10 protein-coding genes are annotated in these 13,923 nt (G+C 43.8%); 7 read left to right on the top strand and 3 right to left on the bottom strand.

Going from position 1 to position 13,923, the window contains the following annotated elements:
- Positions 1-108: 108 nt before the first annotated feature.
- The 3 genes from rpoB to rpsT form a co-directional block, all read right to left on the bottom strand.
- Positions 109-3,525: a DNA-directed RNA polymerase subunit beta gene (gene rpoB / locus NMG88_RS18705; protein WP_027248840.1), complete on the bottom strand. Its 3,417-nt coding sequence runs from the start codon at positions 3,523-3,525 to the stop codon at positions 109-111.
- A gap of 168 nt (positions 3,526-3,693) precedes the next feature.
- Positions 3,694-4,479: a TatD family hydrolase gene (locus NMG88_RS18700; RefSeq protein WP_235751931.1), complete on the bottom strand. Its 786-nt coding sequence runs from the start codon at positions 4,477-4,479 to the stop codon at positions 3,694-3,696.
- Positions 4,480-4,650: 171 nt separating this feature from the next.
- Positions 4,651-4,947, bottom strand: a complete 297-nt coding sequence (gene rpsT / locus NMG88_RS18695; protein ID WP_042157802.1) for a 30S ribosomal protein S20 — start codon at positions 4,945-4,947, stop codon at positions 4,651-4,653.
- A 431-nt stretch (positions 4,948-5,378) separates the two neighbouring features.
- Here rpsT and hisD point away from each other — a divergent pair, with 431 nt between their 5' ends.
- The 7 genes from hisD (at position 5,379) to NMG88_RS18665 (ending at position 13,847) form a co-directional block, all read left to right on the top strand.
- A complete protein-coding gene (gene hisD, locus NMG88_RS18690) occupies positions 5,379-6,674 on the top strand; it encodes a histidinol dehydrogenase (protein WP_026785758.1) in 1,296 nt (431 codons plus the stop codon).
- 325 nt (positions 6,675-6,999) lie between these two features.
- Positions 7,000-7,425: a universal stress protein gene (locus tag NMG88_RS18685; protein WP_042155969.1), complete on the top strand. Its 426-nt coding sequence runs from the start codon at positions 7,000-7,002 to the stop codon at positions 7,423-7,425.
- A 271-nt stretch (positions 7,426-7,696) separates the two neighbouring features.
- A complete protein-coding gene (locus tag NMG88_RS18680) occupies positions 7,697-9,955 on the top strand; it encodes a ribonucleoside-diphosphate reductase subunit alpha (RefSeq protein WP_227381253.1) in 2,259 nt (752 codons plus the stop codon).
- Between the two features lie 77 nt (positions 9,956-10,032).
- Entirely contained in the window at positions 10,033-10,257 is a 225-nt protein-coding gene (locus NMG88_RS18675) for a ribonucleoside-diphosphate reductase (protein WP_227351138.1), read from the top strand.
- Positions 10,258-11,224: 967 nt separating this feature from the next.
- Entirely contained in the window at positions 11,225-12,961 is a 1,737-nt protein-coding gene (gene ltrA, locus NMG88_RS18670; RefSeq protein WP_235751930.1) for a group II intron reverse transcriptase/maturase, read from the top strand.
- Between the two features lie 96 nt (positions 12,962-13,057).
- Positions 13,058-13,249: a ribonucleotide-diphosphate reductase subunit beta gene (locus tag NMG88_RS22605; protein WP_329603311.1), complete on the top strand. Its 192-nt coding sequence runs from the start codon at positions 13,058-13,060 to the stop codon at positions 13,247-13,249.
- A 313-nt stretch (positions 13,250-13,562) separates the two neighbouring features.
- A complete protein-coding gene (locus NMG88_RS18665; protein WP_042155965.1) occupies positions 13,563-13,847 on the top strand; it encodes a ribonucleotide-diphosphate reductase subunit beta in 285 nt (94 codons plus the stop codon).
- The last annotated feature ends 76 nt before the right edge of the window (positions 13,848-13,923 follow it).

The following is a 13,923-nucleotide window of genomic DNA, read 5'->3' as shown; positions in this document are numbered from 1 at the left end:
AGGGAACAGGTAATGGGGAACAGGGAACATTAAGGAATTCAACTGATAACTACTCCTCAACTGATAACTGTTGACTGATGACTGATAACTGTTAACTGATGACTGAATTTATTCGTCTTCTTCGACTGAACTACTTAAATCATAAGTAGGTTTAGCGGGGGCAAAGTTATTGGAGGTGTAGGTCATCCGGGTGGCTGGGATATCAGCCATTAAGTCTACTTCCACATCTCGACTTCCACCTTCGTCGGTGGTTTCCACTTTATGTACCGCAATATCCAAACACAACGACTGCAACTCCCGCATCAACACCTTAAAGGATTCCGGTGTCCCAGGACGGGGAATGGTTTTACCCTTGACAATGGCGTTGAGGGCTTCGTTGCGTCCCTGCATATCGTCGGATTTCACCGTTAACAACTCCTGCAAGGTATAGGCTGCTCCGAAGGCTTCCAATGCCCAAACCTCCATTTCTCCAAATCGTTGTCCTCCTTGTTGGGCTTTCCCTCCCAAGGGTTGCTGAGTCACCAAAGAGTAAGGGCCAGTAGACCGGGCGTGAATCTTATCATCAACCAGGTGAACCAGTTTCAACATATAGGCAATCCCCACGGTGACGGGTTGGTCAAAGGGTTCTCCGGTGCGACCGTCATAAACGATGCTTTTCCCCGGATAGTTTTCGTTAAATAACCAATCTTTCTTGGTTTTATCCCGGGCTTCTTTTAACTTCCCGTGAACGGTTTCCCGTGACATTTCCGGGCCGTGCATTTCATCAAAGGGAACCACTTTAAACCGTTTTTTCAGGTTTTGACCCGCCCACCCTAATAAACATTCAAAGATTTGGCCGACGTTCATCCGACTGGGTACACCCAAGGGATTAAGAACAATATCCACAGCCCGACCATCGGGCAAATAGGGCATATCCTCAATGGGGAGAATCCGAGACACAATTCCTTTGTTGCCGTGGCGTCCGGCCATTTTGTCCCCGACTTGGATTTTGCGTTTTTGCGCCACATATACCCGCACCACCATATTCGCCCCAGGCGGTAACTCATCCCCCTGTTCCCGGGTGAACACCCGCACATCTACAACCCGACCTTTTTCGCCGTTGGGAACCCGTAGGGAGTTATCCCGCACGTCCCGGGCTTTTTCTCCGAAAATTGCCCTGAGTAATTTTTCTTCGGGGGGTTGGTCGGATTCCCCTTTGGGTGTGACTTTCCCGACTAAAATATCCCCGGACTCTACCCAGGCCCCAACTCGGATAATCCCATTCCCATCCAGTTGTCGCAGGGAGTCTTCCCCGACGTTAGGAATTTCCCGGGTAATTTCTTCCGGGCCAAGTTTGGTTTGTCGGGCTTCAATTTCGTATTTTTCAACGTGGATGGAGGTGTAAATATCCTCTTGGACTAAACGCTCACTAATTAAAATCGCGTCTTCGTAGTTATATCCCTCCCAGGGCATATAAGTCACCAGAATATTATGACCTAAAGCTAGTTCTGCCCCTTCGGTGGAGGAACCATCGGCTAATACCTGACCCGCTACCACCTGATCTCCTTCATAAACCAAGGGACGCTGGTTTAAACAAGTATCTTGGTTAGAACGTTGATATTTTTGCAGTTCGTACTCGATATAGCCAGCGTATTTTTGCTTCCATACCGAGGGCTGTTTGGTTTTGAGGTCGAGATCGTCGTATTCGCGAATCAGGAAACTTTCCTCGCTGGAATTTGAATCGGCATCTACCGTCAGGGATTTGACAATAATCCGAGATCCGTCAATATAACTGATCTCCCCGTCCATACGCGAAACAATCACCATCCCACTATCCCGGGCGGCTTGGGCTTCTAATCCGGTTCCCACTAAGGGCCGTTCGGGACGGAGGAGAGGGACGGCTTGCCGTTGCATATTAGACCCCATCAATGCCCTGTTCGCGTCGTCATGTTCCAAGAAAGGAATTAAGGAGGTGGCGACGGAGACAATCTGTACCGGAGATACCGCGGCATAGTCCACCTGCATGGGAGTTGTGGTGGTGAATTCCTGGCGATACCGCACCGGAACAATATCCCCTAAAATCGTTCCCTCGGCATCGGTGCTAATATCCCCAGGTGCCACCCGTAAATCGTCTTCTTCGTCGGCGGTCATGTACACCGCAGGTAAATCTAAGCGGACTTTGCCGTTTTCAACTTTGTTATAGGGGGTGGCAATAAATCCGTAGGGGTTCACCCGCGCCAAAGTTGCTAAAGATCCAATTAATCCAGCGTTGGGCCCTTCCGGGGTTTCAATCGGACAAATCCGACCGTAGTGACTGGGGTGAATATCTCGGACAGCAAACCCGGCCCGTTCCCTGGTTAGTCCCCCGGGGCCGAGGGCAGATAGGCGCCGTTTGTGGGTCAGTTCCGCTAAGGGATTGGTCTGATCCATAAACTGCGATAATTGGGAACTACCGAAGAATTCTTTAATGGCAGCCACTAGGGGTTTGGGGTTGACTAAGGATGCTGGGGTTAAGGCATCGGCATCACTCACGGTCATCCGTTCTCGGATAATTCTTTCTAAGCGGTTTAAACCGACCCGAATTTGGTTTTGCAGCAGTTCTCCCACTGACCGGACACGACGATTTCCTAAGTGGTCAATATCATCGGTTTCACCAATATCAAATTCTAGGTTAATTAAATAATCAATCGCCGATAAAATATCCACGGAGGTTAGAACCCGGGTGGTATCGGGAATGGTCAGCCGCAGTTTTTTATTGAGTTTATAGCGTCCGACTCGGCCTAGGTCATAGCGTTTGGCATCAAAAAAGCGATTATTGAGTAACTGTTCTCCACCAGCCACCGTTGGGGGTTCCCCTGGACGGAGTTTGCGGTACAGTTCCATTAAGGCATCGTCTTCGCTAAATTCCCCTTCCCGTTCAATGGTCTTTTCAAAGTATTCGGGATGGCGCAGGGCATCAAAAATTTCGTTATTGGTGAGTCCCAAGGCTTTTAATAAAACCTGGGCGGATAGTTTGCGGGTTTTATCAATTCTGACCCACACTAAGTCATTTTTATCGGTTTCAAATTTTAACCAGGCACCTCGGTTGGGAATTAGGGACGCACTATATGTCCGTCGGCCGTTTTTATCAATTTCAGATTTATAATAAACCCCAGGACTTCTGACAATTTGGTTGACGATAACTCGTTCAGCCCCATTGATAATAAAAGTTCCCCGTTCTGTCATTAGGGGTAAGTCCCCAATAAAGACTTCTTGTTCTTTAATTTCTCCAGTTTCTTTATTAATTAAACGAGTCGGAACGTACATTTGAACGGCATAGGTACTATCCCGCCGTTTGGCTTCATCAACGTCATATTTAGGACGTTTAAGTTTATAATCTTTGGCTAAAAAATGGAGTTCTAGTTTCCCGGTATAGTCGGTAATGGGGGAAAAACTTTCTAATTCTTCAATTAGCCCTGCTTCTAAAAACCAACGAAAACTTGACCGTTGAATTTCAATTAAGTCAGGGAGTACAAAAGTGGGTTCGTTATGGGTTAGACTTGCCATTTATTAGTTATCAGTTATCAGTTATCAGTGATTGAGTTAATAGTTGTCAGTTATCAATAATCAGTCATCAGTCATCAGTCATCAGTTAATCGTTAAGAAGTTTACAGTTAATTTATTACCTCCTCAACTGATCACTCCTCAACTGAATCACTCCTCAACTGATCACTGTTAACTGATAACTGATAACTGAAAGAGTTGACAGGCATTATTCGTGGTTTGTTGAGATAGGGTTTCTAGGGAAATGTCCCGCACTCGGGCAACGGTTTCGGCAACATGGCGCACAAAGGCGGGTTCGTTGCGTTTTCCCCGTTGAGGAACAGGCGCTAGAAAAGGACAGTCTGTTTCAATTAAAATTCGATCAGACGGAACTAGACGAGCGCATTCCTGAATAGCAATTGCGTTTTTAAAGGTAACGGTTCCGCTAAAACTGATATACAGACCCAACTTCAGAAACTCCTGCTGTTCTTCGGGAGTTCCTCCCCAACAGTGCATTACCCCGGAAACTTGGCCTTGTTGTTGCCAAAATTGCTTTAATAAGGGAATCATGGTTTCTGCTGCCTCCCGACAATGGATAATCACAGGTTTCTTCAAACTATAAGCAATCTCTAGCTGTTGGGTGAAGACCTGGATTTGTTGATCTCGGTTATCGGCTTTATAGAAATCGAGTCCCATTTCTCCAATCGCAACGACTCTATCATCGGATTGGGCGAGTTGGGTAATGGTTTGGGCCGAGGTTGAATTCCAGAGTTTAGCATCCAAGGGATGCAACCCAACAGCAAAGCTTAGTTCGGGGACTTGATTAGCAATTTCCTGTATTTCCTGAAATTCTCCAGGGTGAACACAGGAATGCACCAAACGGACTACTCCCGCCTCCTGCCATCTCTGCCGAATTGCATCTAAATCGGATGCCAATGCTTTGAAGTTAATATGGACGTGGGTATCGATCAGTTGCATAGTCCTTTTATTCAGATTCATCAGCAATCAGTGATCAGTTACCAATTTTGCAGTGCCAGCGTCCTCGCGGGATAGTTTATATTACCCGTATCCTTCATGGCTAAGAGTTGACTACTACTAAGCATTGGCTCTTAACTGTTAACCGTTTACTGATAACTGATCAATGATGAGCTAGGCCGCAACGGTTTGGTGGCGCTTTAAGGCTCTCGCCAGGCGAGATTTTTTACGAGCGCCATTGTTAGGATGCAGGACACCCTTTTTTACAGCCTTGTCGATTTTACTAAAGGCATCCGACATTTGTTGATTTACGGTAGTGAGATTATCGGTTGTGGGGTCAGTCCCAAATTTATCAACAGAGGTGAGGCATTTTTTCATTAAAGTCTTGACGGCTGACTTGTAAGATTTGTTACGCAGGCGATTGCGCTCTGCGATTTCGACTCGTTTGACAGCAGATTTTATATTAGCCATAGGTTGTGATTGAAGAAGACGCAAGTATTTCGATTAGAGATACTCAGTTACAGACATACCAATATAACATTTATTTTGTCAAATTCAACCTATCTTCCTATTTACCCATAGGAAGGAGCAATAAAGTTCTGGATTTGAACCATTGTAGCAAAAAAAAACGGGTTTAACATCCTGTGCTTCTAGGGTTGCTCTCGCGTAGGCGGGTATAGCTTTTTGTGCTATGCTAGATGCGGTATGAATCCCCAGAGTGTTGCCCCTGTGGCTAGAACTCTAAAGTATCGCTTAAGGATACAAAGTCTGGGTATGGCCAAGGAAACAAGGGGGAGAAATTTTTCACCTGGGTTAATAAGCCTCGGTGTCAAGATATTCAACCCTGTTGTCTGTTCCGTATCTGCGCCCTAGTTTTTTTAAGGTTGGCACTCCGAATCACCATGCTGCGAATTATTACTCAGTGGGTTGAAGCACAAGCTGAATTACGACGGATCTCTGACCGTACCCATGATGACGCGATGACCCATAAAGAAGCAACCGTGCGAGAAGTCTTGCAAACGGTTCGGCGTCAAGGGGATAAGGCTCTTTTGCACTATACGGAAGAATTCGATCAAAAAATATTAACATTAGATGAGTTGCGGGTGAGTGGTTCGGAGTTGGACGCAGCTTACCAGCAAGTCTCGAAGGAATTGTTGGATGCGATCCAATTTGCTCGCCAACAAATTGAAGCCTTTCACCGCCAGCGCACTCCTAAGTCCTGGGTGCAGTTTGGGGAGGATGATGTGGTTCTGGGGAAACGGTTTACCCCCGTTGACCGGGCTGGATTATATATACCTGGGGGGAAAGCGTCGTACCCCAGTACGGTTTTGATGAATGCAGTTCCGGCTCAGGTAGCCAAGGTTCCCCGGATTGTGATGGTGACTCCCCCAGGGCCAGACTCTAAGGTAAACCCAGCCGTGTTAGTGGCGGCTCAAGAGGCAGGAGTCCATGAAATTTATCGGGTGGGTGGGGCACAGGCCGTGGCGGCTTTAGCCTATGGCACGGAAACGATCCCGAAGGTGGATGTGATTACCGGCCCGGGCAATATTTATGTGACCTTGGCGAAAAAGTTGGTTTATGGGACGGTGGGCATTGATTCCCTGGCGGGGCCATCGGAGGTTCTAATTATTGCGGATAGTACGGCGAATCCGGTTCATATCGCGGCGGATTTATTGGCCCAGGCGGAACATGACACCATGGCTGCGGCAATTTTATTAACAACGGATTCGGCTTTAGCCCGACAGGTGGTGGCGGAGGTAGAACGGCAGTTGGTGAATCATCCCCGACGGACGTTGACGGAAAAGGCGATCGCCCATTATGGTGTGGTGGTAGTGGTGGATTCCTTGGAGGCCGCAGCCGAGTTATCTAATGAATTTGCCCCAGAACACTTAGAACTAGAGGTAGCCGAACCCTGGGATTTACTAGAAAAAATTCGCCATGCCGGGGCAATCTTTTTGGGTTGTTCGACCCCGGAGGCGGTTGGGGATTATTTGGCTGGCCCTAACCATACCTTACCCACATCGGGGGCAGCCCGTTATGCCTCGGCCTTGGGGGTGGAAACGTTTATGAAACATTCAAGTTTAATTCAGTATTCGCCAACGGCTTTACAGAAAGTTGCCGGATTGATTCAGGTGTTGACTGATGCGGAGGGTTTACCCTCCCATGGTGACTCGGTACGACTCAGAACTCAACCTTAATCGTGAGTGATGGCTGTTAATTTTGACCAAAAAGCGAGACGCAAGCCCCTGGATTCAGACTCATGGATAAGTCGGTAGGGATTTTTAAATCCCGTGAAACGATTGCGTGGCTTTAGCCATAGTGATATAATCAAAACAAATCGTACTGGTAGTTGTTTTGAGCGTGTAGGGTGTCTTGATAGCACCATTGAAACGGTTCACAGATCTTCAAGAATCCCCCGGCTTCAGATGTGGGGAGTGTCAAGTCTTGCCTTTAGAATAGCGATTTGAAGCGGTAGGATTTTAAGGCGCGGTGATTTTCCAGTTGTTTAGAGGAGACGTTTTTGTGCTGAATACGATTTTGGTTGCTGTGGATGATTCACTAACTGCTAAGTTTGTGATTAAGGCCCTGGGTCAACTGCAATTGCAACCCACAACTAACGTGATCTTCTGCCATGTTATTCCAACGGTAGAATCAGATTTTGATCTGGTGGCGGATCGACCGCGTCCGAGTGCAGATGAGTTTCCCTATGGTAATTTGGAAAAGCAACTGCGGGTTTATCAGGATCAGTTAGATTGTGAAACTGAAATTGAGATCGTAGCGGGTGATCCGGCGGCGGAAATTATTCGTTTGGCTAATATATATAAGACGGATTTAATTATTATTGGGAATCGGGGATTAACGGGAGTAAAACGAATTCTGGAAGGGTCAGTGAGTTCTCAGGTGGTTTCGGAAGCAAATTGTTCGGTTTTGGTGGTTAAGGAAATTTAAGGTTAGTGGGAAGTTGCGATCGCTAATTTGATTTTAAGTATCAATTGATCTGATTCATCTGGGCGCATCAAGCCACCCATGGTTAGAAGTTTGGGGTTGGCTTTTTGGGCAACTTAATAATACTAATAAGCCTAATTTTAAGTAAAGTTACCCAGTGTCACACTAAATATAGCGTAAAATAAGATTTCTGTCAATCCCTGTCACTAAATATGGAATTAGAGTACAGTGGTAAGGCGTCAATTCATTATAGCATTGGGTAAAAATATTGACTATGCAATCAACATCACCATCCCTTACTATCACCCCTAATAAAAATATTAAAGTCATTAAACGAGATGGTAGTCTGGCCCCATTAGATGTCTCTAAAATTCGAGAAGTCGTTAACTGGGCTTGTGAGGGAATGGAGGCGAATCCGATTACCCTAGAAGCGGGACTAACCACCCGACTGCGGCATGGTGTGACTACCCGAGAAATTCAGGATAATTTAATTAATTGCGCCTTAGAGTTATGCAGTCCCTCCGACCCAAACTGGCGTTATGTGGCGGGAAGACTACAGATTTGGAGTTTATGGAAAGATACCTTAGTCCGTCGGGGCTATGAATACGGCGACTATTGCAGAACGGTTCATAATAAAGTGGAACAGGGACAATATGACGTTCGGATTCTGACTTACACCGCCGAAGAACTTCAAGAGGCCGGAAGTTGGATTAATCCCGAATGGGACAAAGATTATGATTATGCTGGGGCAGTTTTGTTAAATAAACGCTATTTATTAACAGATGAATTACCCCAAGAAGCTCTATTAACCTGTGCGTTGCTATTAGCAATTGTAGAAAAACCAGAAAATCGGTTATTCTGGGCGAGAAAGTTTTATCAAGCGATCGCTCAACGTAAAGTTTCCTTAGCTACCCCAATTTTAGCAAATTTAAGGATTCCTCACGGCTCCCTGAGTAGCTGTTTTATTACGGCAATGGATGATAATTTGGAAAGCATTTTTGACACGATTAAAGATGCCGCCAGAATTTCTAAAAATGGCGGCGGTGTGGGCACAAATGTTAGCCGAGTGCGGTCAACTGGCAGTTGGGTGATGGGAAAACAAAACACCTCGGGGGGTGTGATTCCTTGGATTAAATTATTAAACGATACGGCGATCGCGGTAAATCAAGGTGGACGTCGGGCGGGGGCGATTACGGTGAGTTTAGATGTCTGGCATTTAGATGTTCCTGAATTTCTGGAAATGCAGACAGAAAATGGCGATCAACGTCGCAAAGCTTATGATATTTTCCCTCAATTAGTGATTCCTGATGAGTTCATGCGTCGGGTGATCAGTCGAGAAGATTGGACACTGGTTGACCCCTATGAAGTTAGGGAAAAACTGGGCATTGAATTAGCCACAACTTGGGGGGAATCCTTTGAAAGTGTATATCAAAAAATAGAAGCAAACTTAGATACGGAAATCACCCTTTATAAAAAGGTTAATGCTCGGGATTTATTTAAGTTAATCATGCGTTCCCAAGTAGAAACCGGAATGCCCTATTTATGGTTCAAAGATACCTCAAATCGGGCTAATCCTAATCAACATGAAGGCTATATTCCGGGGGGGAATTTGTGCCAAGAAAGTTGGTCGAATGTTAAACCCGGAGAAGAAGCCCACACTTGCAACTTGGATTCTTTAAATTTAGCTAATATTGAACGAGAAGAACTGCCAGAAGTCTGTGAAATTGCGGTGCGAATGTTAGATAATACCATTGAAATTACTAACACGCCTTTTGAAGCTAGTAAAAACCATAACCAAAAATATCGAACAATTGGGGTAGGGGCGATGGGATTAGCGGATTGGTTAGCCAAAAATCGCTTAACTTATAACCATTTAAACGAAATTAGTCATCTGTTTGAAGATATCGGTTTCTATTGTACTAAAACCTCAATGGAACTGGCAAAAGAACGGGGTTATTACCCAGCATTTAAAGGCAGTGCTTGGAGTCAAGGAAAGTTAATTGGGGCGAAACCCGTAGAGTGGTTTTTGCAACACGCGGCGCAGAAAGAACGTTGGCAACAATTGAGTTTAGATATTCAACAATATGGGATTCGTAATTCTCATATTACTGCGATCGCTCCTAACACATCCTCTTCTTTGGTGCAAGGATGTACCGCTAGTATTTTGCCCTGTTATAGTCGTTTTTTCTATGACAAATGGGCGAAGGGAACAGTTCCAATTGCTCCACCGTTTCTTCAGGATCATTTTTGGTTTTACCCGGAAAATAAAAGCCTAAATCAACAAATTGTTGTTAAGGCGGTGGCGACGGTTCAAAAGTGGATTGATACCGGAATTTCCATGGAATTAATGTTTAATTTGAATGAGGGAGTTTACTTTCCTGATGAACCCGATCGCGCTATCAAAGCTAAGGATATTTTTGATACCTTAATCTTAGCTTGGCAAGAAGGCTGTAAAGCGGTTTATTATGTCAGAACCGTGCAGCGTGATAGTTTCAAAGAAGCTGATGATGGTTGCGTTGCTTGTGCTAATTAAAGGCTAACAAGCTAACTTGATAAAACTATGTCATACTGGTGGGGGAAAGTTATCTTAAATTCCTTGATTTTACGAGTATGACCTTAGACTTTGCTTCATCCCCACCCCTGGACAAAAATGGGCGTAGAAAGCCCTTAACTATGCCCATAAATCCGATTTTCAATCCGAATGGAAATGATGATATTAATCATCGTTCTATTTGGTTTGGGGAAACCACAAATTTAATGCAATTAAATGATGTGCGTTATTCCTGGGCGGTGGGTTTGTATAAACAAATGCGCGAGAATTTCTGGGTTAATTAGGTAGCTCAGACTAAATCCCTTGAAAACGGTGAAACTCTGGATCTGTGAAAGAGAAATTTTTATTATCTATAAAAAATATCTCTTTCGGTGACAGACAATACCGTGCCAAGCTACTATTAAAAATAGTAGAAGGTGTAGAGACTAACCCTATAAGGGAGTAGGCTGTAAGCGATTGACAGTCGAAGCGGGGGACTCCTTTTTATATTAAAAGGATGATGAGATAGTCCGATCCATAAGGTGACTTATGGCAGCTTAAATCAAGCGGGTTAGACTTAGCGAATCTAACTGAACACCAATGACCTGAAAAATTAGATATTACTCAGGATGTCGTGGATGTGCGATTCGTTTGACCTAAAATAAGCTGAAATGCTTATGGGACGGTTAGCCTAGCTGCTCAGGCAGTTAGTGACAACTGATTACATTTGTGGGTGAAACTCCGTGAGTTAAGTCCCACCCCTCAAGTGCTGAGGTGAAAGCATAACCCCTAGTTTGCTTGGTTAGCAACCAACAGGCTAAAGCGGGGTTAAAAGGTAGAACTACTGGTAGCCAAATCTGGTAACTATCGAGCAAGAAGTTCATGCGTAGCGCAAGCAAAGATGTGTCTGAACCATCGTTACATCTAATGGTGTAAAGGCTAAATCAGGAATAAATCCATTGAAAAATACGGTAAAAATCTGATTAACACCAAGCCAAAAGGCAAGGATAGGGCATAAGCGGTTGTCCACCCGACTTATAAGCACCCGCCCAATAAACCCGATGGAAAGCATCACGCTAAAGACTTCAAACAAATATGTAATCGGAACGAAGTAACCCCTATATATCTCTGGAGAGGTCGTGCGTCCAGTAAGTAGCTAATGAACGATATATGGGGGAGGGATGGTATCAAAAGCGAATGCCCTTGGTAATGCAAGGGATATGCTGACAGATACTCGGTAATTCCAAAGAAATAGAACAAGTAGCAATATATATGTCTAAAACGCTGAATAAAAATCAGACGGTGGAATGGAACGAAATCAATTGGCGTAAAGCCGAGAGATTGACGTTCAAGTTGCAAAAGCGCATATTTCAAGCGAGTGAACGAGGCGATGTTAAAGCAGTTCGCAAACTTCAAAAGACCCTGATTAATTCCTGGTCAGCTAAATGTATTGCAGTCAGAAGGGTAACACAAGATAATCAAGGAAAAAATACGGCGGGTGTAGATGGTGTTAAGTCACTAACACCAAAGCAACGTATGAGCCTTATAGGACGATTAAAGTTAACAGGTAAGGTAAAACCTACTCGCAGAGTTAATATTCCCAAACCCGGCACAACTGAAACTCGTCCATTAGGAATACCCACAATCAACGATCGTGCATTGCAAGCGTTAGTCAAACTAGCGTTAGAACCAGAATGGGAGGCGCTCTTTGAGCCAAACAGTTATGGTTTCAGACCAGGACGTTCCTGTCACGATGCGATTGAAGCAATATTTACCAGTATCAGCAAAAAAGCCAAATATGTTCTTGATGCTGATATATCAAAATGCTTTGACCGCATAAACCACAAAGCGTTACTCTCCAAAATACACACATACCCCACTTTAAGCCGATTAATTAAAAGATGGCTCAAAGCAGGGTACTGTGACGGAAAAGAACTTTTTCCTACATACTCAGGTACACCACAAGGAGGGATAATTTCACCCTTACTTGCAAATATTGCCCTACATGGTATGGAAGAAAGAGTTATGCAATATGCAGAAACTCTAAAAGGGAGTAAAGTAGCAAACCGCTCTGAACTTAGCCTAATCCGCTATGCTGATGACTTTGTAATAATCCACAAGGATATAAACGTTGTCAAAAAATGTCAAGAGATAATAGCTAACTGGTTAAGTGACATGGGATTGGAATTAAAACCAAGTAAGACAAAATTAACCCACACCCTCGATAAAATTGATGGAAATATTGGGTTTGATTTCTTAGGATTCCATATACAACAACACAGAGTAGGAAACTACAGAGGTGCTTATAGTTCATATGGAATACCACTAGGTTTTAAAACATTAATCACACCCTCTAAAGTCAAAATAAAAACACATCTTGCCAAAATAGCTGAAGTAATAGACATCCATAAAAATGCACCTCAAGCGGCTTTAATTAACAAGCTAAATCCAATTATCAGAGGTTGGTCAAACTATTACTCAACTAAAGTTAGCAAGGACACTTTCTCAAGAGTTGACCATCTAACTTATGACAAGCTAAGAGCTTGGGCAAAAACGAGGGGAAAAGGGAACATCAACAAAGACAAATACTGGAAAACAGTAGGCGACAAAAATTGGTGTTTCAGTACAGAAGATGGAATAGAACTAATCAAACACGCCAGTACGCCAATCATCAGGCATACAAAGGTTAAAGGTGAAGCTAGTCCATTTGACGGTAACTGGATTTATTGGAGTAAACGACAAGGCGAATATCCTGAAACTCCTAACAGAGTTTCTAAATTAATCAAAAAACAAAAGGGTATTTGTCCCCACTGTGGTTTGTATTTTTCAAGTACAGACATTGTAGAAGTTGACCACATCAAACCAACATCATTAAGTGGTAAAGACATCTATGATAATTTACAACTTCTACACAAACATTGCCACGACATAAAAACGGCTCATGATGGTTCTTTAACGAAAAGTAAGCAATTACCAATAATTGAGAATTATGACAAGAATCCGTTTTGAATCGTATCCATAACAAGGATGGAATTATCAAGGAGCCGTGTGAGGCGAAAGTTTCATGCACGGTTCTGAAGGAGAGGTCGGAGTGGTAACGCTCCTATCGACTCTAACTATGTTAACTTAACTCCCGATGAACGTTGGGCATTTGATGGAATTTTAAGTTATTTAACGTTCTTAGATTCCGTTCAAACCTGCAATATTCCTCATCTAAAAAGTTGTGTAACTGCCCCAGAAATTAGTCTTTGTATGGCAGAACAAACTTCTCAGGAGGCGATGCACAATCAGAGTTAATTGATAGCTCCTTTCGTCAGTAATGGCGATCGATCACTCCTTTAATTGCTGGAAAATCTCACTCGAATATTTTAAAATATACGATAGAGACAATCAGCAGCTAAGTGACCAAACAAGATAACTGCATTTTCGCTGATTAATAGCGGTCAAGAAGTTGGATTGGTCAAAAGTTCAACGACTAGCCAAAAGGCGTAGAGCCAAGCGGCTCGAAATGGGGAGCAACCCAATGGGTTGAAGATATAGTCTGATCCATAAGGTGACTTATGGCAGCTTGAATAAAGCGGGTTAGGATTAGCGAACCTAACTGAACACAATGTATCAATACATGATTGAAACGATTATTCCATCCGATCGGAGAACCTTTGTTTATGAGTTTTGGAAAACCGATAGTGTCTTACGCGATCGCTGTGAATTCATTGCCGGGATTTATCAACAATATATGGATAATCCCACCCTGGAAAATTACTTTATTTCCCTATTAGCAGACTATATGTTAGAAGGGATTTACTTCTATAATGGGTTTATCTACTTCTACAATTTAGCTTCCCGAATGTTGATGCCGGGATCTGCTGATATTTTCAAAATGATTAACCGTTAAATTCATAGCGGCTTTTCACGGTAACGTGAATCGAAAACCCCTCTAATTCAGGGAAACTCTCAATTGAGACAATCCT

The sequence above is a fragment of the Planktothrix agardhii genome (assembly GCF_904830935.1).
In the GTDB taxonomy this organism is placed as follows: Bacteria; Cyanobacteriota; Cyanobacteriia; order Cyanobacteriales; family Microcoleaceae; genus Planktothrix; species Planktothrix agardhii.
Note: the sequence above shows the minus strand (reverse complement) of the source record. Positions and strands in the feature narration are given on the sequence as shown.

Excerpts from the sequence above, each read along its gene's own strand:
- ltrA (WP_235751930.1), top strand. The coding sequence starts at position 11,225 with ATGTCTAAAACGCTGAATAAAAATCAGACGGTGGAATGGAACGAAATC.
- NMG88_RS18675 (WP_227351138.1), top strand. The coding sequence starts at position 10,033 with ATGACCTTAGACTTTGCTTCATCCCCACCCCTGGACAAAAATGGGCGT.
- rpsT (WP_042157802.1), bottom strand. The coding sequence starts at position 4,947 with ATGGCTAATATAAAATCTGCTGTCAAACGAGTCGAAATCGCAGAGCGC.
- rpoB (WP_027248840.1), bottom strand. The coding sequence starts at position 3,525 with ATGGCAAGTCTAACCCATAACGAACCCACTTTTGTACTCCCTGACTTA.
- NMG88_RS18680 (WP_227381253.1), top strand. The coding sequence starts at position 7,697 with ATGCAATCAACATCACCATCCCTTACTATCACCCCTAATAAAAATATT.
- NMG88_RS18700 (WP_235751931.1), bottom strand. The coding sequence starts at position 4,479 with ATGCAACTGATCGATACCCACGTCCATATTAACTTCAAAGCATTGGCA.
- NMG88_RS18665 (WP_042155965.1), top strand. The coding sequence starts at position 13,563 with ATGTATCAATACATGATTGAAACGATTATTCCATCCGATCGGAGAACC.
- hisD (WP_026785758.1), top strand. The coding sequence starts at position 5,379 with ATGCTGCGAATTATTACTCAGTGGGTTGAAGCACAAGCTGAATTACGA.